Genomic DNA, 21,867 nt, shown 5'->3' with positions numbered 1-21,867 from the left:
TCAAATGTAGCAGGTTGCCCTTATGCAATATTTCTGCCGGTTGCCTGAGCAATTTTTTTCAGATCGGTCATTAATTGAGAGAATTCTGACAGGCTTAGAGACTGGGGACCATCGCATAATGCCTCTTCAGGATGATAATGTACTTCTATTATCAAACCATCGGCACCAACAGCCACTGCTGCTTTGGATAAAGCAGGGACCATCCATCTGATGCCTGTTCCGTGGCTCGGATCAACAATTACCGGAAGATGAGTCAGGTGTTTTAGCATTGGCACCGCGCTCAGGTCAAGAGTATTTCTGGTTGATGTTTCAAATGTTCTTATACCGCGTTCGCATAGTATTACCTGGTCATTTCCCTGATTAAGCACGTATTCTGCAGCAAGGAGAAACTCTTCAATTGTTGCCATCATACCACGTTTAAGAAGTATCGGTTTCCTGCATTTTCCTGCTTCTTTGAGCAAAGGATAATTTTGCATGTTTCGCGAACCTATCTGTATCATATCAGCATATGAACAGACAAGTTCAACCTGTCTGGTGTCCATTACTTCCGTAACAACAGGTAACCCTGTTTCTTTTCTGATCTGGGCGAGGAGTTTAAGTCCTTCTTCCCCCATACCCTGAAAGCTGTAAGGTGAAGTACGCGGTTTAAAAGCTCCGCCTCTCAGAATTTTTGCTCCTCCTGATTTTACAGATCTGGCTGTTTCAAAAAGTTGTTCAGAGCTCTCAACAGCACAGGGTCCTGCAATAACAACAATATCAGACCCGCCGACTTCAACTCCTGCAACCTTCACAATTGTTCGTTCCGGTTTAGCATTCGCTGAAACCCTTTCTGGTATCGTAACCCCAGCATTTACCGGAATATTACACATATTTTCATCCATTCTGATACTCAATAAATCTATTAATATTCTGTTCTGGGTGCTTTCTTATAAATTTTATCATCCTTCTCCCATTTCGGAGCAGGCGAAAATACAAATTTACTATTATTTACTTTTGCCATGAATATAGGCCTGACGTTATTCCAGGTTCCGTCGAAGTTTACAACACCGGTTACTCCCTTATAACCCTGGAATGTCTTAAGGTCAGTAAGTACATCTCTGATTAATGCCCTGTTAAGTCCTGCTTTCTTAACAGCCTCAAGAAGGATATTCATACCGTCATAAGCATGGGCAGCGAATACATCCGGTTCCTGTCCGAATCGTTTAACATAGGCAGCTTTGAAAGTCTTAAGCTTTGCGTCATCAGCATCCGGATTATACTGGCATGTAGTTATTATACCTTCGGCCAGAGGACCTGCAATTGCAAGAAATTCCGGATTGACCATTCTATCGGATCCATAAACGGGCTGCTTCATTCCCAGTGCACGGATCTGCTTCAGGATAAGAGCTGATTCTTTTGCATTGCCCCACAATACTATTGCATCGGGGTTTGTTTTCTTAATGCGTTCAAGCTGACTCTTAAAATCTGTTTCTCCATCGTTGAATCTCTCTTCAATAATTAGCGGAAACCCAATGCGTGATGCAGAGCGGTTCAGATGAAGAGTTCCGACCCTGCCATAACGGTTGTTTGCGCGCATCATTCCGACTCTCTTGTGTCCATCCTTAACAAAGATCTGGTTAACAAGAGCATAGCTGCTCTGACGATCGTCTGGAATTGTTCTTATAACCCATGGAATATTTGTTTCAGTAAAGGTAGGGTCGGGGTCACCGGTATTTACGTTAGGAATCTCGAGTTTAAGAGTAGCCCTTATTGCTACGTGTGATACTATATCATCAATTGAACCGAGCCATGCCCAGACTTTTTCGTCATCCATTTTCACGATTTCGTTGGCAGCAGCCCCCCATAAACCAACATCGTTGTGTATCATTAATTTGAAAGGAATTCCTTTGTAACCTCCCCTGGCATTGGCTTCTTCAATAGCGAGTTGAGAACCCTGCAGCATTTGTTTGCCCAGGTTGGAAATAATAGACCCTTCAAGAGGTCCGAGAAAACCAATCCTGATTTCCTTCAGACCGGTTGGAGGTGGTATTTCACGCCCTGCACCCCAGAAATTCAGAGGTTCCATAAAATGATATTTATGGGCTTTCTGGTATTTGTCGTAAGCAACAAGCTCATCAGGTATATTACCATAGTTTGCTTTCTTCTCCTGTCCTTTTAACCACTCAAATGGCAACTGGAAAATCAGTAAGAAAATCACCAGATATTTTACAAATTGTTTCATATTAAGTCATTTAAACTTTTAACCTTGAACTTTGAACTTTGAGCTTTGAACTTTACACTTTGCAAATAGCATACGCTTCTATTTCAACAAGTAACGTCTCCCAGCAAAGCCTTGCCTGTATCCCCGTGCTTGCAGGCAGCGGATCAAGATTCAGCCACGAATAAAATGTAGTCCTGATCTTATTGAATTCAGCATAGTCTCTCTCAATATCTCTGAGATAATTTGTCGTCCTCACAATATCGTGCCAGGTCATTCCTTCTGCAGCCAGAAGATTTGTAATATTCACATACGTTCTCCAGAGCTGAGCTTTGAAATCTCCGATATGTTCAGCTTTACCTTCTTCATTGACACTGGCAGTGCCAGAAATAAGGAGAACTTTGTAGCCACCCAGATCGAGTCGCAGGGCTCTTGAAAAAGATGATGGCTTCTGGTAATTATAGGCTTCATTTATTACATGAGGAGCATGCACAATATGCTTCTCTATTGGCGGACGGTTTTTATGAATCGAAGGGTATACGGTATCTGTGATATTATTATCAGCAGATAAAATCCCAAGCTTCTTCATCTCAATTTTCTCACCTTCAGTAAGCTTTGTCAGGTCAATTAGCAATTTCTTTGTTAGTCATTATTTAGGTTATTAGGTTATTATCTTTTTAGTTATTGTAATTCATGTTATTGGTTCTCGGTTTCTTTTCGTAATTCGCCACGGCTTACACCTTTTGATGTTGCCACCCATAAAACTCCTTTATCACCATCTACTCCAATAATGAAATTATGGGCAATAGACGGTGTGAGTGGAATCTCTTTTTTCACTCCGTTAGTAGTTACAATGGCTACTCCATTCTCGTTATTATCGTTTTTTTTGTAGGTAACCCAGTTGGTTCCATCGGTGCTGCTGAGACCTTTGTCGCTGCAGGCAAATGCAACCGGACCTTCAGCTCTTATGAAGTTGATAAAATTGCTTGCAAGACCGCTATCGTGGTCGAAATATCCATACCAGTATTTTCCATCGTAACGGCTCATTCCGAAATATGTTGATACCCACAATGTTCCATCAGCCCACGATGTTGCTGTTGTTATATCATGTACAAGGCCATCATTAGGCTGAAGATCTATTTCCATAAATCCGTCAGGATCGGTATAATCCCTGAACTGTTTTGTTTTGGTTGTATACTCGATAACACCTCCGCCCCAGGCTGCAATAAAAATCTTGCCATCGCCTGCTGACATTCCATATGTCCACGGCTCATGCATTGGAGCATTTTTCTCAGTAAATATTTCCCATTCTTTGGAAAACGTGTCATAATGGCCTGCACCTCCGCCAGTAGCGCACCATACATCTTTGCCATCACATATGACCATGTAAACCAGATCGTTTGGCATTCCGCTGTTAAACTGGTTAAAAGTCTCAAATTTTCCACCTGATAACCGGCTCAATCCGCCAAGTGTTCCTATCCAAACATCACCTGTAAGTTCGCTTACATCTACAGAAACAACTCCATTATGGGCCAGACCATCTTTTGTTGTATATGTCCGCCATTTGCCTTTCTCATACACTGCAAGGCCATCGTGTGTTCCTACATATACCTTGTCACCGGCAATTCGTACACAATATGTTTTGTCTGAAGGAAGTCCGTCTTTAGTTGTAAAATTGCGCCAGTTTCCATATACCGGCATAGGTTTTCCCGCTGCCACCTGTGCTGACAGACTATCACATAAAGATATTCCTGCTGCAGTAATGATAATAACAATCCTGATTAATTGATTTTTGTACATTCTTATCATATTATTTCTTGTTAATGGTTATATGATTTGTTTTTAGTAGTCGAGGTGTTTTCAGCATAATCCGGACTTCTTAATGATTTAAGATATTCAACAAGATCATTAAGTTGATTTTTAGACATATCACCAACTAATCCATGTTTGTCATTCTTTCCATATAGGGTCCAGATCTCTTCAAGAGTTCTGGCTCTTCCGTCGTGAAGATATGGGGGAGAAGCATATATGTTATTTAAATGTGGTGTGTCGAACAGTATAGAATCATCGCTTGCTGCCAGAGTGCTCACATCTGCCGGCAGGAGGTTAGTGTAATATGGACCAGGATGACAGGTAATGCAGCGATTATTCTCAGGTATTGTATTCCCGAAATTGTCAGTAGTTCTCTCAAAGACCAGCTTTCCTCTTTTCTGCGCTTCTGTAAGGTCTCCGGTTGGATTATACTTCAGATTGGGCGGGTAGGGGATTCCGGTCATTATGTATGCAGATATTGCATCCAGATTATCATATGAGAATTGTTCTGTACGGGTAAGGACTGTTGAAAAACGCATACCATCCTGTTTAAAAACTGTCTGGTTCTTCCCATTCCATTTAAAAGGCGGTGTATCGCCTATATCTCTTAGCGACTGCGTATTTGTAAGGTTGCGTCCCATATCCTTTGAGGCCATATTATATACAAGACCGTCCTCATGTTCGTCGGGATGACAGGTATAACATGAGTATTGCGTCTGGAAAGTATGTCCGGCATTATTCAACAGTCTTCTTCCCTGTCTTGCAACAGTAATTTTACGTGGTCCGCCGAGGTCAATTGTGTTAATAGTTTCCATCTTTTCTGTGCTTATCACCGCAATTTTATCATTCAGATGCTCAGCAACATAGAGTATTTTACCGTCAGGTGAAAGGGCCAGGCCTTTTGGATTCGCCCCGGTTTCTATTCTTTTTATAACATAACGACTGCTGATACCAAGATGGTCAGAGTATGTGCTAAGCAGTTCAGGAGATGACTCAGAAATAAGCTGTCTGACAGAATCTATATCGACTACTGTTATAAAATTAACACCGGAACTTGAGATAAAAGCCCGTTTGCCGTCGGGAGTAATTACAATATCAAAAGGATCTGCAAAGTATCTGTTGGGTTCATCAATCAGAAGCTGAATTACTCTTCCGTTCTCCTTCTGCTCAATTATTCCCATGCCATGTGTCATCATAAAACCTCTTTCAACCTGGATGGATGGTACAAGATTCTTTGGCCTGATAAGAGTAACGATAGCGAGGTCACCTGAGGGAGTAAAAGCTATATTCTCCATCAGATATGCTGATTCCATTTTTACGAAATCCCTGACCCTTCTTGAACTGTCATCAACCAGTGTGAGTTCGCTTAATAATGGTTCTCCATATGTGTTTATCGCAGCTCTTCTGCTTGTTACATAGAGATCCCTTCCATCAGGAGATAATTGTGTACCTGTGGGATTATTTCCGGTAGAGAGTCTCTTAATTTCTGTTTTGGAGGCCAGATCAATAACGGATAGATCTGATCCATATGAATTTACAACATAGAGTGATTTTTCATCTGCACTTAGTGAAAGACCTGCAGGACCATTTCCGGTGCTAAGAGAGTCTGTAACATTAAAGGACCTCAGATCAATAACAGAAACAAAATCGGACCATTGATTACTGACATAAGCAGTGCTGTTCTTGCTGTCGAGAATTACACTGTGAGGCTTGTTGCCAACTGGAATTCTGTGTAATACCATGCCGTTAACTGCGTCAGTGACCAGCAGCTGATTTGCATCCTGCGCAACAACATAAAGCAATTTGCCATCAGCTGATACCGTGAGGTTCAGAGGAGATAAATAATCTATATAGTCTAATTTGGAGAAAGGACTTCTTTTGTGAATATGCAGATGGCAATTGGTACACAGCAGCGGATGATCATCAACAGCAGTCTTGTAATTAACATGTCCCCGGGCCCATTTTTTCCCCGGGAAAACGATGACCAGTACAAGAATAACAATAATGCCGGTGACCACTAATAATCTTTTCATATTGGTCTTTACTATTCCAGTTCAACTTCTTTTTCCTTAATTCCCTTAACATGCACAGGTACTGCTACCGGATTGTTTTTCACAGCCAGTGACAGCCTGTTTGCAGGTACCATCTCGTTATCTTCGTGGCAGCCGGTGCATCCTCTTCTTTCATTGGGACGTAACCAGATCCAGCTTCCTGGTCCGTTTATTACTTTTCCCTCTTTATCAAGTGTTTTTATTTTAAATGGCATATCTGCAGCCACTTTCAGATAGAATGAGCCATCTTTTTCAACATCAACAACACCAAGAGAGGAGTCAATCCCAATCACTTCTATACTTTCTGCAGGTTGATTAATGGCTTCAAATTCAGGAGAATTCATTCCGGTAATATTGATATTCTGGCAGAGTAATAGTCCGGTCTTAACAGCCTGATCAACTTCACTAGGAAGCTTTTTTTGTCTGTTGTGGGGCTTAACAAATACTGCTTCCAGAACATCAAAATCGTTATTCATGTAAATCTGGTTACCTGGAGCCATTATTTCAGGATCATATTCGTACAACCCATACCTTTCAGAATTATCTGATCTGTATGAAACAAGATATCGTCCCTGTTGAAATGGAGTTACAGATTTGAAATCTCCGGGGATTGAAGCAGAATGATTTATTTTTGAATGTAATGGACGGTTATAACTTACCGACACTACAGAGCCTTTTGTTTTTGAGTCGATCCCGGTCTCAATAAAAACAATTCTGCCATTTTCAGTTTCGTACCCTTTGCTTATTACTTCTTTTCCCTCCGGTATCTGGTAGAAAAGCTCAGATTTAGTACCATCTGGACGAAGGACCATAATTGAAGGGTTACTTTCTGACGGGAAAACCTGTCTGCTGATTGCAATTACTCTTCCGTCGTTTAGCATGGAAGATGCAAAATATGTGTGAGGATTAAATGTGATCCGTTTCAGATTGGTACCATCAAGATTGCAGGTGAAGAGAGTATGTTCAGACTTCAGTGAATCATTTATAAGAAACCGGCTGAATACCACCCTGTCTCCAGGCATATAGGCAGGATCAATTGAATTCTCAGAAGCTGAGGTTACCTGCCTGTACTCTTTGTTTTTAAGATTCATTTCCCATATCTGCCATGGCTCATTCTCATTTTTCCGGCCTGAAAAAACGATACTTTTCCATCGTATGAGACCTCAGGAGAACGTGCGGAATAGAACTCTGAAGAGAGTATTTCGGGCGATTTTCCGGGTTTATCAGGATTGATGGCAACAAGACTGCTCTTTTCCGTATATCGCCAGTGCTCTCCTGTTTTAAAATCAGGCTCAGCCACTTTATCCGTCTGAGTAATTATTATCATCCCCTCTCCGGAATTATTTCCGCAGGAACTGATAATTAACAATGATGAAAGCAGAGAAATTGCGATTAGGGAACGTAATGAAAATTTGAAACGCATTAGAAATTAATGATTTATTGTTCTTTAATTGTAATAATCTGATTTGCTTTAGTGTTTTCAATAACCTGTGCTTTTCCCGACGGCCATTTTATCTCAATTTTTTCAACTGATTCATTTTTAGCCAGTCCGAAATGCAGTCTGTGATCGCTCTGCGAGAGGTAGCCTGAAGTACTCTTCTTCTGTGTAGTCTGTGTCCTGCCGCCAGATGTTATTTTTACTCTTGCACCAATGGCGTCGCGATTACTTGTAGTTCCGACGAGATTAATAATGAGCCAGTTATTCAGATTTCCTTTGTTGTTTCTCAGGAACATACCGCGCGAATTAAGGTTTGCGATATAGATGTCAAAATCACCATCATTATCATAGTCACCCAGACAGGCGCCTCTGCCGACATACTCCTGATTGAAATACTCTCCGAGATTATTTGAGATATCAGTGAATTTTCCATCTCCAAGGTTCTCAAAGAGCTGATCTTCATGACCATAAAGATGTTTCAGCGCGCCATTTGTTTTGAAAATATCAGCATCACCGTCGTTATCATAATCAACAAAAGCGGAAGTCCATCCCACAAACTGTGCAGCAGCTGTTGCAATACCGGAGAAGTTGGATTTGTCTATAAATACTCCGCCACCCTGGTTTTCATAGAGGGAACAATAGGTATCGTCAGACAAAAATATATCAAGTAATCCGTCTGAGTTGTAGTCGGCAAAATCTACCGACATGCTTACAGTAGCTTCTCCAGCCTGACTGAATGCAGTGCCCGACATAGTTCCTCTGTCTTCAAATCTCTTTCCCCCGTCGTTGTGCCACAGGTAATTCAGAGAGTGGTCATTAGCTACATAAATATCTACAAAACCATCATCATCATAGTCTACTGCACCAACCCCCATTGCTCTTCCATCAGGATCAGATATTCCCATTTTCTCAGTTACATCCTCAAAAGTACCATCACCATTGTTATGATACAGGTAATCAGGCTGGGCATCATAGGCCATAGGTCCGGGAAATCCGTCAGGAGCATAAAAATATTTATACTCAGGATCGAAATTGAGGTAGTTGCTGACATATATGTCTAGTAATCCGTCATTATCATAATCGAACCATGCTGCACCTATTGAACACTCATTTCCGCCTGCAACACCTGCCTTTTTTGTGACATTTGTAAATGTTCCGTTTCCATTATTCTTATAAAGAATATTGGCCCCGTAATTGCAGACAAGTATATCAGGGAAGCCATCGTTATTATAATCACCTATTGCAGCACCCATTGAGTATGCAAGTTCATCAGTTCCTGATTTTTCTGTGACATCCTCAAATGTACCATCGCCTCTGTTGTGATAAAGGTGGTTAGTTGGAAGAACTTCAGGTTTTTCACCTTTTGTAAAGCCTTCCACATATGTCCCGCTGCAAAGATAAAGGTCAATATATCCGTCGTTATCAAAGTCAAGGAACGAAGCCCCGCCTCCGCTCGATTCTATGATATTGTCAAGATGTTCTGACCCTGTGGAATGGACAAAGTCGAGTCCGATCTGCACTCCTATTTCCTGAAAATAATCTTCTGAAGCAGCCGGCAGAGAGGCAGTCGGATTTTTCTCAGATTTCTTCCCCTCTTTGCACCCTGTAGTCGCCAGAATTATAATTACCGGCAGTACAACTAAGAGCTTCTTGTTTAAAAATCTGTAATTCATAATAATATTCTATAAATAATTTATGTTCCCGGTATGTTCTCAGGATCCAATATGATTTGTAGTGATTTGTCTGATCGGGCTGAATAGTTGCGGTGACACATTGTTCAAAAAGGTTGTAAATATACTAAAATTGATAATTGTTAAAATGATTAATATGACTTACACAGTCAATATTAAGCAATCGCAATTAAGGTGCAATTAAAATGAGGTTAAAAGGGGATTAAAATTGGTAATAATGCAAGCAAGACATTTTGGGCTAAAGCCCGGATCATAGGATCTCTTGTAACCACGGACTTAAGTCCGTGGTTACTGGATGCCAATGTGTTAGGGACTTTAGTCCGTAACCTGTGCCCGGCGCTCGGCGAAGTCTCCTGACTTCGTCGTAAAAAATGCGGCTTGGAGACTGCAATTTATATAAAGCGAAGTCAGGAGACTTCGCTTAGCGGGCACCGAAATAATCCTATCCTGCAACAGGCAGCAAAACAACAACCTCAGTCCCAACACCAACCTCCGATGTTAATCTTATTTCTCCGTTATGGATTTTTATGATCTGATTAACGAGCTGCAGGCCTATGCCGCTGCCCCGGTATGTGAGGGCATTGGAGCTGCGGTAGAAGGGGTCAAATACTTTTTTAAGATCTTCTTCCGGAATTCCTATACCTCTGTCTTTAAAGACAATCTCAATCATCTTTCCCGATTGCCTGAGGATTATCTCAACCGAGTTGTCAGCAGAGTATTTGCAGGCGTTATCTATGAGGTTGGATACGGCAACTTTAAGCAGGCTCTCATCTCCGTCAACAAGCATCTGGTCGGAGTCAGTTAATGACTGATCGAGCGAAATACTGATATTGAAATTATTATTATGTTTTTTTGTATCCTCCTGAACCTGCCATAATATTTCATCAATTCTGATCTTCTTCTCCTGTTTTACAGGACTCTGTGTGCTTGTGCGGGCAATGAGGAGCAGCCTGTTTGAGAGATCAATAAGTGATCTGATATCATCAAGAATTGAAGCCAGCGATTCTTTATATTCCTCTGATGAACGGTCTTTCATCATTAAGACCTCCAGCTGACCATTGATGGAAGTTAAGGGTGTTCTGAGTTCGTGACTGGCATTTGAGATAAAAATCTTTTGGGTTCCAAAAGATGCCTCAAGCCTCTCCAGCATATTGTTGAACGTTTTTGCCAGCCTGCCTATTTCATCTTTCTCATGTATCACAGGAACTCTAAGGTTAAGACTTGTTATCGAAATATTTTCAACTTTTTTAATCACATCATTAATTGGCTTGAGCGCCCTGCCAGAGAAGAACCATCCAACAATAAAAAACATTATCAGGCTGATAAGCCATACAACAATTAAAATTGTTTTCAGCTTTTTGAGGTGCAGCGATCCGTCAGTATCAACTGCAGCAGCAATAACAACATACCTGTCGTAATTATTATAATATAGTGTTACTGAGACTTCGAAAGGAGGTTGTTTATATTCTGCCTGTTTACCTAATCTTACCTGTTCAATAATGTTGTAATTGATCTTTATCTCATTGTTTTCATCAGAAGAGTAGACTATCTCATCCTTAAAATCAAGTATCATGATTCTTACATTCTGCAGACCGGGACCATAGTCTTTTTCTAGATTTAGAACCCTGTGGCCATCAATATCATAGGCATTGAACATTAGTTTCGCAGCGTTCTGAGCTTTAATTCTCAGAGCATTGTAAAAATCATTATTTCTGAAAGTGGCTGTGGAGAAATAAATTGCTGCAGAGGCAATTATCATAATTATTCCTCCGATTAAAAGAAATTGAAGTGTTAATCTGGTTCTAATCTGCATACAAACTTTATTTATTAGATCCTTTGTGACCTTCGTGTTATCCTTAGAGTCCTTTGTGGTTAAATCTTTTTTACCACAAAGGGCACAAAGTAATAAACACAAAGGAACACAAAGTGAAATGTACTTTTTGTTGGGGTTAACTTTCTCCGAAGATATAGCCAAACCCCACCCTTGTATGAATCAGTTTTTTATCAAATCCCTTATCTATTTTTTTTCTCAGAAAGTTAATATAGACATCCACAACGTTTGTTCCGAAATCAAAACTGGCGTCCCATACTTTTTCTGCTATGTCGTTTCTTGAGAGTACTCTTCCGGTATTTCTCATAAAGTATTCAAGCAACGCAAACTCTTTGGCAGTAAGGTCGATATGTGTATTACCGCGTCTGGCATCTTTTTTATCAAGATCAAGTTCAAGATCTGCAATAATAAGCTTGTTTTGAGTTTCGGAAGAGAGGCCTGCTTTTTTTAGCAGGACTTTCACCCTTGCAAGCAATTCTCTGAATTCAAAAGGTTTAACAAGATAATCGTCAGCACCGGCATCAAATCCAATGAGCTTATCATCTGTTGTTCCAAGTGCAGATAGCATCAGAACAGGAACGTCAGGTTTGAGCTTTTTAAGTTTCCTGCACAGATCAAGCCCGCTTATACCGGGGATAATTATGTCAAGAATGAAGAGGTCATAATTATAAAGGTGTGAAAGCTTATCTGCAGATATGCCATCGTATGCAATTTCTGCTTCATACTGGTTCTCTTCAAGTCCCTTTTTGATAAATGAAGCTACTTTAGGTTCATCTTCTACAATTAATATCTTCATATTTTGCTGTTAATAAATTAACACTGCTTCATTTCATACAACATCACCACAGCAATATTAAGCATTTACTTATTAACCGCAAAGTGCACCAGGTCTCCTTAACATACACCAGGTTAAAACAAAGAAGCTAAGTTCTTTGTGACCATTGTGTATTCCTTTGTGAACTTAGCGGTTAATGGATTTCAGTCTTAAAAACAGTTATAACATTATACATTCAAATTAAATCAGGATTAAAATTGTGTTAAAAATCATTAAAAAAAGTTAAATAATCTCTTGTTTGTTTATTCGCCATCGGTTATCTTTACCATTATTAGGAGCATACAATTGCTCATTTATACTAAACCATTTAACTAACTTGTGAAAAAACCATTGACTATGCAAATTACTACTAAAGTACGGCGCATTGCGCTGTTTTTGCTGATTATGGTATTTTCTGCGGGCTTTGCTTTAGCCCAGGAAAAAACCGTTACCGGGAAGGTTACCGCTGAGGGCGAAGGACCCATACCGGGTGTTAACGTTACTGTTCAGGGAACAACAATCGGTGCTATTACCGGTTTGGATGGATCTTACTCACTAAAAGTGCCAGGACCATCATCTGTTCTTGTATTCTCTTCAGTGGGCTATCTTACACAGCAGGTCACTGTTGGAACTCAGACAGTGATTGACGTTGTTATAGAATCTGATGTAAGAGCTCTTTCTGAAGTTGTTGTTACAGGTTATACAGCTCAGAGAAGAAGAGACCTCACCGGTTCAGTAGGTGTTGTTGAGCCTGCAAAACTGACTGCAGTACCGACAGGAAGTGTAAGTAACTCTTTGCAGGGACGTACCTCCGGTGTTACAGTTGTCGGTGACGGACGTCCGGGTGAAACCGCAAAGGTAAGGATCAGGGGAGCCGGTTCATTCGAGAACAACGACCCTCTTTATGTTGTTGACGGTGTACCTACACAGGATGTTTCTTCATTGAACCCAAATGACATTGAATCGATTTCCGTTCTTAAGGATGCCGGTTCTGCTTCAATTTATGGATCAAGAGCATCAAACGGTGTTATCATTGTTACTACCAAAAAGGGAAGCAACAGAGGAACAAAAGTAAACTATAGCATGTATTATGGCTCACAGCTTCCGGGCAGTGGTCCTGATAATGTTCTCAATGCAAAAGAGTACGCTGATCTGCAATGGCTCGTATATAAAAATGAAGGAACTGTTGAAACACATCCTTTCTACGGCCCTTCTTCAGCTGCAAGTCCTTCAATGCCGGCATGGGCAGGAAATACCGACTGGTTTAAGGCAATAACCCGTAATGCAATGATTCAGAATCACGACCTTTCTCTTTCTGGAGGAACCGATGATGCTAAATTCTTTGCAGCAATAGGTGCCTTCACCCAGGATGGTATTGTAATTTATACCGATGCTAAAAAATACACTGCCCGTTTTAACTCAGAATTTTCTTTCTTAAAAGACAGAGTTAAAGTCGGTGAAAATATATCTCTTGCATACCGTACAAATCACGGTGTTGGTAACCTTGACGAGAGCAGCCCGATTCAGCAGGCTTCTTACAGAAGTCAGCCAATCATTCCTGTTATTATGACAGTTGCTGTACCCGGTGGATTATCACATGCTTTCGTTCCCGGTGAATGGGGCGGAACAGGTATTGCACCTCGTTTGGGACAGGCTGAAAACTACGTTGCTTCTCTTACCAGGAATAAGGACAATAACAACTGGAATATGCGTCTGGTTGGAAGTGCTTTTGTTGATGTTAAGATTGCAAAAGGACTGAACTTCAAATCTACTCTCGGAGGTACCTTCAATAATGGTTACTATATGGGCTATTCATATAAAACTTATGAAAGATCAGAAAATAATTCAACCAATAGTTTCAATGAAGGTTCATGGTATGGCAATGACTGGGTATGGACAAATACTGTGACTCTTGATAAAACCTTTGGTGATCATAAGATCCTTGCTGTAGGTGGTTATGAAGCAGTTAAATATGGTATTGGTCGTGGTGTTAGAGGTGATCGCGCCGGTTATTTTACAGATGACGTTCTTTATCGTACTCTGGATAATGGTGCTAACATAATGAATGCCACTTCATACCTTAATACACCAACTTCTCTTGTATCACAATTCCTGAGAGCTGACTATTCTTTAAAAGACAAGTATCTTTTAAGTGCTACAGTTCGTAGAGACGGTTCCTCAAGGTTTGGAGCTGACAACCGTTATGGTATCTTCCCATCATTCTCAGCAGGATGGCGTATAAGTGATGAAGCATTCTTCGATGCTATCAGTTTTATTTCAGATATGAAGATCAGAGGATCATGGGGTACTATGGGTAACCAGCTTGCTGTTTCACCGCAGAACCAGTTCTTCTCATATGGAGGTTCTCCTGGTTCATCATTCTATGACATTAACGGGACTATGACTTCATCAGTACAGGGTTTCCGCCCGACACGTATTGGTAACCCTGATGCTAAATGGGAGACCAGCATAAACTCAAACATAGGTTTTGAAGCCGGTTTTATGGACAATAAAATTGGAATTAAACTTGACTGGTACTCAAAGAAAACAGAGGATCTTCTTTATAATCCTGAACTTCCCGGAACAGCTGGATCAGCTGATGCACCATATGTAAACGTAGCTTCTATGTCGAACACAGGTATCGATATTGAATTAACATATAAGGAAAAATGGGGTGATTTTGGATTCGACGGAAGCGCAGTATTGACAACTATTAATAACGAGATTACCGGTATTGCTGAAGGTAAATACGGAATTAAATATTTTGACTGGGGCGGCTCAAGAATCGGTAACCTTGTAAGAAACGAGACTGGCCATGCAATGTCATCATTCTATGGCTACCAGGTATTAGGTCTGTTCCAGGATGCAGCTGAAGTTGCGGCAGCACCTGCACAGGATGGAAAAGAGCCTGGCGTATTCAGATTCCAGGATACAAACAATGACGGAACAATTACTCCTGAGGACAGGGTATTTATTGGTAATCCTAATCCGAAATTCACTTATGGATTCAACCTTGGATTTACCTATAAGAGTTTCGATATAACTGCTTTCCTTTATGGTTCAGAGGGCAACGATATCTATAACTGGAACTCATGGTGGATTGATTTCTGGCCTTCATTCCAGGGACAGAAGAGTAAAGACCTGCTATATGATAGCTGGACTCCTTCTAATCCAGGAGCAAGAGTGCCTATAGCCAACAATAAATCAAACTTCTCGACAAACACACAGTCCTGCAGTTTCTATATTGAGGATGGTTCATATCTCAGACTGAAAAACTTGCAGATTGGATATACAATTCCTGAAAGTGTTACAAGCAAGGTAAATATCAAATCACTCAGAATGTATGTTCAGGGTGTGAATCTCTTCACCATGACCAAATACTCAGGACTTGATCCGGAACTTGGTGGTGACGACAGGAGTTTTGGTATTGACGCAGGTAACTATCCGCTTGTCAAGCAGCTGCTTTTCGGCCTCAATGTTAATTTTTAACTGAAAAAAAAGTAAAATATGAAAAAGAAGTATATAAGTCTATTCTTAATTCTGGCTGTTGTCGCTACATGGACTTCATGCAGGGAGGATTTTCTTAATGTTAAACCGGCCGGGAGTCTTGATGTGAATTTATTGTCAAACGAGAAGGGTCTCGATGCCCTTATGGTTGGTGCATATTCACTGCTCCGCGGCTCAAATGGTCAATTCGGATGGGAAGCCGCATCTACCAACTGGGTGTATGGCTCAATCCGTGGTCTGGAATCAAATAAAGGTACCGATTCAGGCGACCAGCCTGATATCAACCCGATACAGACCTATAGCGAATCTGCAACTAACCCATACCTGAATGTTAAATGGAGACAGGTATATGAGGCTATCTCAAGGTGCAACAGTATTATAATGATTGCTGAAACTGCACTGAAAGAAGGTAAAATCACACAGGAACAGGCAACATCTTACCTGCAGCAGGCAAAAACATTACGCGGCTGGTATCATTTTGAAGCATGGAGAATGTGGGAGAAAGTTCCATACATGGATGAGAAATCAGATCCTGCATCAGCAACTAACACTGAAGATATCAGGCCGAAAATTATTGCTGACCTTACAGAAGGAACTAACCTGCCTCTCGATATGGATGCAATAGGTAAATTTAATAAGACTGTCAGCCAGGTACTCTTAGCAAAAGCTATGATGCAGATGAACAAAGATTATGCAGGTGCATTACCAATTCTTAATGATGCAAAAACAAATGGTAAAAAACCTGACGGTTCAGCAATAGGACTTGCTGCAACTTATGGTGAGATCTTTGATATTGAAAAAAGAAACGGTATTGAAGCTATCTATACTGTACAATACTCAGTAAATGATGGTTCCGGCGGAGCAAACGCTGGTAATGGTGAAGTGCTGAACTTCCCTTACAAGAGCGGTGGATCACCGGGCGGATGCTGCGGATTTTTCAATCCAACACAGGAATTTGTAAACTCTTTCAGGACAACTGCTGCGGGTTTGCCATTGCTTGACAATACTTATAATGCAGATCCTGTGAAGAGCGATCAGGGTGTTGCTATTACAGCTGCTTTTGTTCCTGATGCAGGAAGACTTGACCCAAGACTTGACTGGTCAGTCGGACGTAGAGGAATTCCTTACTGGGACTGGGGAAAACACACAGGTGCTGACTGGATCCGTGATCAGACCTATTCAGGACCATATAGTCCTAAGAAACAGGTTTACAAAAAATCACAGGAAGGTACTTATACTGAAGTTGGTAACTGGACATCAGGTTATACCGCAAACGGTTATCGTATGATCCGCTATGCAGACCTTCTTCTTATGATTGCTGAGTGTCAGATTGAAACAGGTAACCTTTCTGGTGCCCGTGATAATATCAACCTTGTTCGTGCGAGAGCAGCTAATCCTGCCGGTTTTGTAATGGACGGAGCTGTACCTGCTGCTAACTATGTAGTAGCAGAGTATCCTGCAACAGGTGCTCCTTTCGATACTCAGGCTAATGCCCGCCTTGCACTTCGTATGGAGAGAAAACTCGAACTTGGTCAGGAAGGACACAGATTCTTTGACCTGAACAGGTGGGGTATTACTGTAACTGAACTGAACAGGATTCTTACATATGAGAAAACAATGCCTTGGGGTAATGCTCTTTATGGTACCGCTGTTGTTGGTTCAGAAGACGTTACTTTCCCGATACCACAGCGTCAGCTTGATATCAGTAATGGTAAACTTCAGCAGAACAGATAATACTTAGGTATTAATAAATTATTAAGTGGACTACCTGTTTGGGGTAGTCCACTTTTTTTATAGTTTTATGGATTGTTAAATTACCTCTTCCCCCTGCCCCCTTCTCCCAGGAGAGAAGGGGGTAGCCGGAACTCGGTTTTTCTTTAGCCCCTCTCACTTGGGAGAGGGGTTGGGGTGAGGCCATTCAATAGCGGATGAGGTGAAAATTTTAATTTGCATTAAGATTATTTCTATATGAGGTATCCTTTTATCCTGCTACTTACAGCTTTCCTCTTCTCCTGTTCTAAATCCCCGCGGTTTGAATTGTTGGATTCCGGGTATACAGGAATTGAGTTCAATAATTCCATAACTGAAAGTGACAGCTTTAATGTTATGAAGTACGAATATATCTACAATGGAGCCGGTACAGGAATAGGGGATCTGAATAATGATGGCCTTCAGGATATAGTATTTGCAGGAAACCAGGTATCTCCAAGGGTTTATCTTAATGAGGGTAATTTAAAATTCCGTGACATTACCGGAAATCTTGAAGGGCTCTCTAATAATCAGTGGTACAGCAGTATAACAATTGTTGATATTAACAGTGACGGCTTACTGGATATTTATATGACATCTACTGCGAACCCTGATCCTGCAAAACGAAAAAACCGTTTATGGGTAAATATGGGTCTTAAAGATGGAAAAGAGCCTCATTTTACAGAGATGGCAGAAAAGTACGGAATAGCAAATCAAGATCAGTCGGTAAATGCCGCATTCTTTGATTATGATCTTGATGGTTATCTTGACCTTTACATTCTTAATAATACTGTAAGTGAAAGGATGAATACTGCATATCGCCCTAAAATGGTTGATGGAAGTGCGATAAATAATGATAAGCTTTATCATAATAACGGAGACGGTACATTCACTGATGTAACGATACAGGCAGGAATAGTAATTGAAGGATTTGGGCTTGGACTGGCAATAGGTGATGTAAATAAAGACGGTTACCCTGATATCTATGTCTCAAACGATTTTATATCAAACGACTTGTTCTATGTAAACCAGAAAAACGGCACTTTCAGAAATGAGATCAGTAAATATATGTCATACCAGTCTAAGTCATCAATGGGCGACGATATGGCTGATATCAATAACGATGGGAACCTCGATATATTTACACTCGATATGATGCCTGAAGCTTACTATAAGAAAAAGCAGACAATAAATGGCTTCAGCTACATGTTCTATGTAAATGATGAAAAATTTGGATTTGAACATCAGTTCCTGAGGAATATGCTGCACGTACATAACGGGTTTCTTAATGGCGAAATGCTTCCATTCAGTGAAACAGGCCAGATGATGGGAATCTACCAGACCGACTGGAGCTGGTCGCCATTATTTGCTGATTACGATAATGACGGCGACAAAGATCTGATTGTATCCAATGGTTTTCCCAGAGATCTTACCGATAAAGACTGGACAAGGATAAAAGTAGAGGCACAGGGATCTCTTGCTACTGATCAGTTGCTTATGGATATGGCTCCCGCGATTAAAATACCAAATGTTGCCTTTGAAAATCTGGGTGATTCAGGTTTTGTAAAAAAAACTGACTGGTTACCATCTAAACCATCCTATTCTTACGGGGCTTCTTTTTCAGATCTTGATAATGATGGTGACCTTGATTATGTTGTTAATAATCTGAATGATGAAGCTTTCATTTTAAAAAATACTACAGTTGAGAAAAATAAGAAACACTCTAATTTTCTGAAAATAAAGCTGATTGGAAGGAAAGGCAATACAATGGCAATCGGTTCAAAGGTTGAATTATGGGTAGGTGGTAAGTTTCAGTATGCAGAGCACTTTCTAACAAGAGGTTATGCATCATCAATAGATCCGGTTATTCATTTTGGTCTTTCAGAGAGTACTTATGTGGATTCAATAAGGGTAGTATGGCCGGGAACTGGTAAGATATCTGTTGTGAAAAATATAACAGCAAATCAAATATTAGAAATAGATGAAGCCACAGGAGAAGACGCTCAAAAAATTCCTAAAAAACAGCCGGAAGCTGCTTCTCTGTTTATTGCTGAAGATAATTTGCTTGAATACACACATCAACAGGCTGATTATGTTGATTTTATACTTAATCAAAAAATAATTCCGCATAAGTTTTCCCAGATTGGTCCCCGAATGGCGAAAGGTGATATTGATAACGACGGCAGGGAAGACCTGATAATCGGTGCCACAAATACGATGCCGACTACTGTTATGATCAGGAGTAAACGGGGATTTGAAATGAAGCAGTTTGAAGGATTGACAAATAAAAAGGAGTTCACTGAAGCTGATCTTGCAGTGTTTGATATCGATCTTGATGGAGATAATGACGTTGTTGCGCTTGCTGGCGGGTATGAGAATAAATCAGAAAGCGAATATGTTCACTATTTGTATCTCAATAATAATGGGACCTTTAAAAGAACCCAACTTCCCATTCCTCCATTTTCCGCATCCGTAGTACGGCCTTTTGATTATGATAATGATGGCGATATAGATCTGTTTGTTGGTTCAAGGATTAAAAGGGGGATGTTTCCCTATGCCACGCATTCATGGATTATAAAGAATGACAGGGGGGCTCTTTCAGTCGATTCTGCATCCAGGCTGAACCTTGGGATGGTTACTGATGCTGTTTGGACAGACTACAATAATGATGGATGGGAAGATCTTCTTGTTTCGCGGGAATGGAATTCAATAGTATTGCTTAAAAACATGAATGGAAAAGCTCTTGTTCCGGAAGTATTGCCTGCTATGGAGTCACATCGCGGGATCTGGTACACTGTAGCTGCGGGCGATTTTGATCAGGATGGTGATGATGACTATATTGCAGGAAATCTCGGGAATAATCACAGGTTCACTGTTAATAGTAGTTATCCGATGAATCTTTATGCAATCGATCTCGACATGGATGGTACTATTGATCCTGTAATGACTGGATATTGGAATGATAAAAATGGTGAAATGAAAGAGTATCCTGTAAATTATCTGGATGAATTATGGGCTCAGTCTTCCTATTTCCTTAATATGCACAGGGAGTATACTGCTTTTAGTTACGCAGATAAAAATAGTATACTCAATGCAAACATGATGCAGAGACTTGAATTCAGCCTCGATATAAACACTTCCTCAAGTTATATCATCTGGAATGACCAGAATAGTTTCAGATGGGAAAAGCTGCCGGTTAGTGTTCAGGTCTCTCCCCTGAAAAAAATACTTGTTGAAGATATTAACGGAGATAATTGGCCTGATCTTATCCTTGGCGGAAACGATTATTCCTATGATCTGGCGACAGGTTATTTTGATTCGAATAAAGGACTTGTATTGTTAAATAAAGGGAAAAAACAGGAAAATGGCATTTCATGTTTTAATGTGCTCCCTGCATCTGAAAGCGGATTGCTTCTGCAGGGAATGGTAGAGTCGTTGCTTTATTTTAAAGGAGATACATCACTTGTGGTTGCAGGGTTTAACAGGGCAAATGCAAAAGTGTTTGAACTAAACAAATAGGATTGAGATGTTGAAAAATCATGTTTTAATATTGATACTGCTCTCTTATATTTTAAGGTTGTCAGACATAAATGCCCAGATAGTTAAAGACATTGAAGGGAATATTTATTCCACAGTAAAGATCGGGAATCAGATTTGGTTTTTTGATAATCTGAGGAGTACCAAATTTAATGATGGCACTCAAATTCCTCTCGTCAAAGATGCAGAGGTCTGGGCGGCATTGAAAACCCCGGCTTTTTGCTGGTTAAATAATGACCCTGAAAATAAAGAGATCTACGGTGCATTGTATAATTGGTATACAGTGAATACCAGGAAATTATGCCCAAAGGGATGGCATGTGCCAACTGACGAGGAATGGGCGGCTATGATTTCCTCACTTGGTGATCCTGCCCTCGCTGGAGCTAAACTGAAAGAGTCAGACCTTGGAGTTTGGAAAAACCCCGACTATGTTGGCACCAATGAATATGGTTTCACAGCCTTGCCGGGTGGTATGCGTATTTATAATGGTGATTTTCCTGATTTCAGCAATAATTTTGCTGTATGGTGGTCATCTACCAGCACCAGAAACATAGAAGCCTGGAACCGTGGCCTATATTTCAATAGCAGTCAGGTTTACAGAGGCAGGGAGAATGTGAAGAGTGGCTTTTCTGTGAGGTGCCTGAAGGATTAGAAGTTACTTTCTATTTTTTTCTGATTAGATCCCCGTCTTTGAATTCATAATTAACTATTTCCCTGCATGAGGAGCAATAGAACAGGGGAGAAGTTCTTGGACGGGTCGGCAATTCCGCAGTAATAATCCTGTTGTCTAACTTTAATATCGTCATATCAGATTCTATCGATCTGATTAACATTAACTTGCCGTTAGTGTTTAATATTATCAAATGCTCAATCAGATCCAGATAATCTCCCTTGAAAGAAATGACTGTTACAATTGCATCAGTGGTGAGGTCGTCATCAATATATCCTGTAAATATTTTAGAGGGGTCTATAATGTATCGTTTAAGACTATCACCAATCGTTATTGTTCCATTTTGAGAAACAGTTTTTTTTGTATTACTGAGGGATGTCCTGACATAATCTTCTGAAATCGAAATGACCCTCTCTTTTAGTTTTTTTAATGTTCTTTCCGAATTGTCAGTTCCCTGATTGAGACAGGAAGTTAAAGTTATTAATGTAATGAATATTAAGAAGTTGATTTTCATATCTTAAGCTTATATAGACTCCTAAAGATATAATAAATTTGAGCATCCGAAATGCA

The 21,867-nt window shown here is 40.4% G+C and carries 15 protein-coding genes; 4 read left to right on the top strand and 11 right to left on the bottom strand.

Annotated features, from left to right (window positions below):
* Positions 1-20: 20 nt before the first annotated feature.
* The 10 genes from aroF to IPJ16_12255 form a co-directional block, all read right to left on the bottom strand.
* Positions 21-881 carry a 3-deoxy-7-phosphoheptulonate synthase gene (gene aroF / locus IPJ16_12300; protein MBK7627951.1) on the bottom strand — a complete coding sequence of 287 codons (861 nt, stop codon included), beginning with the start codon at positions 879-881 and terminating at the stop codon, positions 21-23.
* A 20-nt stretch (positions 882-901) separates the two neighbouring features.
* Positions 902-2,221 carry an ABC transporter substrate-binding protein gene (locus IPJ16_12295; GenBank protein MBK7627950.1) on the bottom strand — a complete coding sequence of 440 codons (1,320 nt, stop codon included), beginning with the start codon at positions 2,219-2,221 and terminating at the stop codon, positions 902-904.
* Positions 2,222-2,273: 52 nt separating this feature from the next.
* On the bottom strand, positions 2,274-2,786 hold the full coding sequence (locus IPJ16_12290; protein MBK7627949.1) for a hypothetical protein: 513 nt from the start codon (positions 2,784-2,786) through the stop codon (positions 2,274-2,276).
* Positions 2,787-2,893: 107 nt separating this feature from the next.
* Positions 2,894-3,997, bottom strand: coding sequence for a regulator (locus IPJ16_12285; GenBank protein ID MBK7627948.1), 1,104 nt, complete (start codon positions 3,995-3,997; stop codon positions 2,894-2,896).
* Positions 3,998-4,017: 20 nt separating this feature from the next.
* Positions 4,018-6,042: a hypothetical protein gene (locus IPJ16_12280; protein MBK7627947.1), complete on the bottom strand. Its 2,025-nt coding sequence runs from the start codon at positions 6,040-6,042 to the stop codon at positions 4,018-4,020.
* Between the two features lie 11 nt (positions 6,043-6,053).
* Entirely contained in the window at positions 6,054-7,151 is a 1,098-nt protein-coding gene (locus IPJ16_12275; protein ID MBK7627946.1) for a hypothetical protein, read from the bottom strand.
* Positions 7,148-7,483, bottom strand: coding sequence for a hypothetical protein (locus tag IPJ16_12270; protein MBK7627945.1), 336 nt, complete (start codon positions 7,481-7,483; stop codon positions 7,148-7,150). Before IPJ16_12270 ends, IPJ16_12275 begins: the two co-directional genes overlap by 4 nt.
* A 14-nt stretch (positions 7,484-7,497) precedes the next feature.
* Positions 7,498-9,171, bottom strand: coding sequence for a CRTAC1 family protein (locus tag IPJ16_12265; GenBank protein MBK7627944.1), 1,674 nt, complete (start codon positions 9,169-9,171; stop codon positions 7,498-7,500).
* A 460-nt stretch (positions 9,172-9,631) separates the two neighbouring features.
* Positions 9,632-11,002 (bottom strand): HAMP domain-containing histidine kinase, encoded by a 1,371-nt coding sequence (locus IPJ16_12260; protein ID MBK7627943.1) that lies wholly within the window; start codon positions 11,000-11,002, stop codon positions 9,632-9,634.
* A 136-nt stretch (positions 11,003-11,138) separates the two neighbouring features.
* A complete protein-coding gene (locus tag IPJ16_12255) occupies positions 11,139-11,816 on the bottom strand; it encodes a response regulator transcription factor (protein ID MBK7627942.1) in 678 nt (225 codons plus the stop codon).
* Between the two features lie 375 nt (positions 11,817-12,191).
* On the opposite strand from IPJ16_12255, the gene IPJ16_12250 reads away from it, so the two are divergent.
* The 4 genes from IPJ16_12250 to IPJ16_12235 all read left to right on the top strand — a co-directional run bounded on the left by IPJ16_12250 (position 12,192) and on the right by IPJ16_12235 (position 21,279).
* Positions 12,192-15,323, top strand: a complete 3,132-nt coding sequence (locus tag IPJ16_12250; protein ID MBK7627941.1) for a TonB-dependent receptor — start codon at positions 12,192-12,194, stop codon at positions 15,321-15,323.
* A gap of 18 nt (positions 15,324-15,341) precedes the next feature.
* The gene (locus IPJ16_12245; GenBank protein ID MBK7627940.1) at positions 15,342-17,075 is read left to right on the top strand and encodes a RagB/SusD family nutrient uptake outer membrane protein; all 1,734 of its coding nucleotides are present in this window, start codon (positions 15,342-15,344) and stop codon (positions 17,073-17,075) included.
* Positions 17,076-17,309: 234 nt separating this feature from the next.
* Positions 17,310-20,609 (top strand): VCBS repeat-containing protein, encoded by a 3,300-nt coding sequence (locus IPJ16_12240; GenBank protein MBK7627939.1) that lies wholly within the window; start codon positions 17,310-17,312, stop codon positions 20,607-20,609.
* Positions 20,610-20,616: 7 nt separating this feature from the next.
* The gene (locus IPJ16_12235; GenBank protein ID MBK7627938.1) at positions 20,617-21,279 is read left to right on the top strand and encodes a fibrobacter succinogenes major paralogous domain-containing protein; all 663 of its coding nucleotides are present in this window, start codon (positions 20,617-20,619) and stop codon (positions 21,277-21,279) included.
* A 10-nt stretch (positions 21,280-21,289) separates the two neighbouring features.
* On the opposite strand, the gene IPJ16_12230 is transcribed toward IPJ16_12235, so the two are convergent.
* Positions 21,290-21,811 carry a hypothetical protein gene (locus IPJ16_12230; protein MBK7627937.1) on the bottom strand — a complete coding sequence of 174 codons (522 nt, stop codon included), beginning with the start codon at positions 21,809-21,811 and terminating at the stop codon, positions 21,290-21,292.
* Positions 21,812-21,867: the final 56 nt, after the last annotated feature.

It is taken from the genome of Bacteroidales bacterium (genome assembly GCA_016709865.1).
Classification (GTDB): Bacteria; Bacteroidota; Bacteroidia; order Bacteroidales; family VadinHA17; genus LD21.
This window is presented reverse-complemented; position numbering and strand designations above follow the sequence as displayed.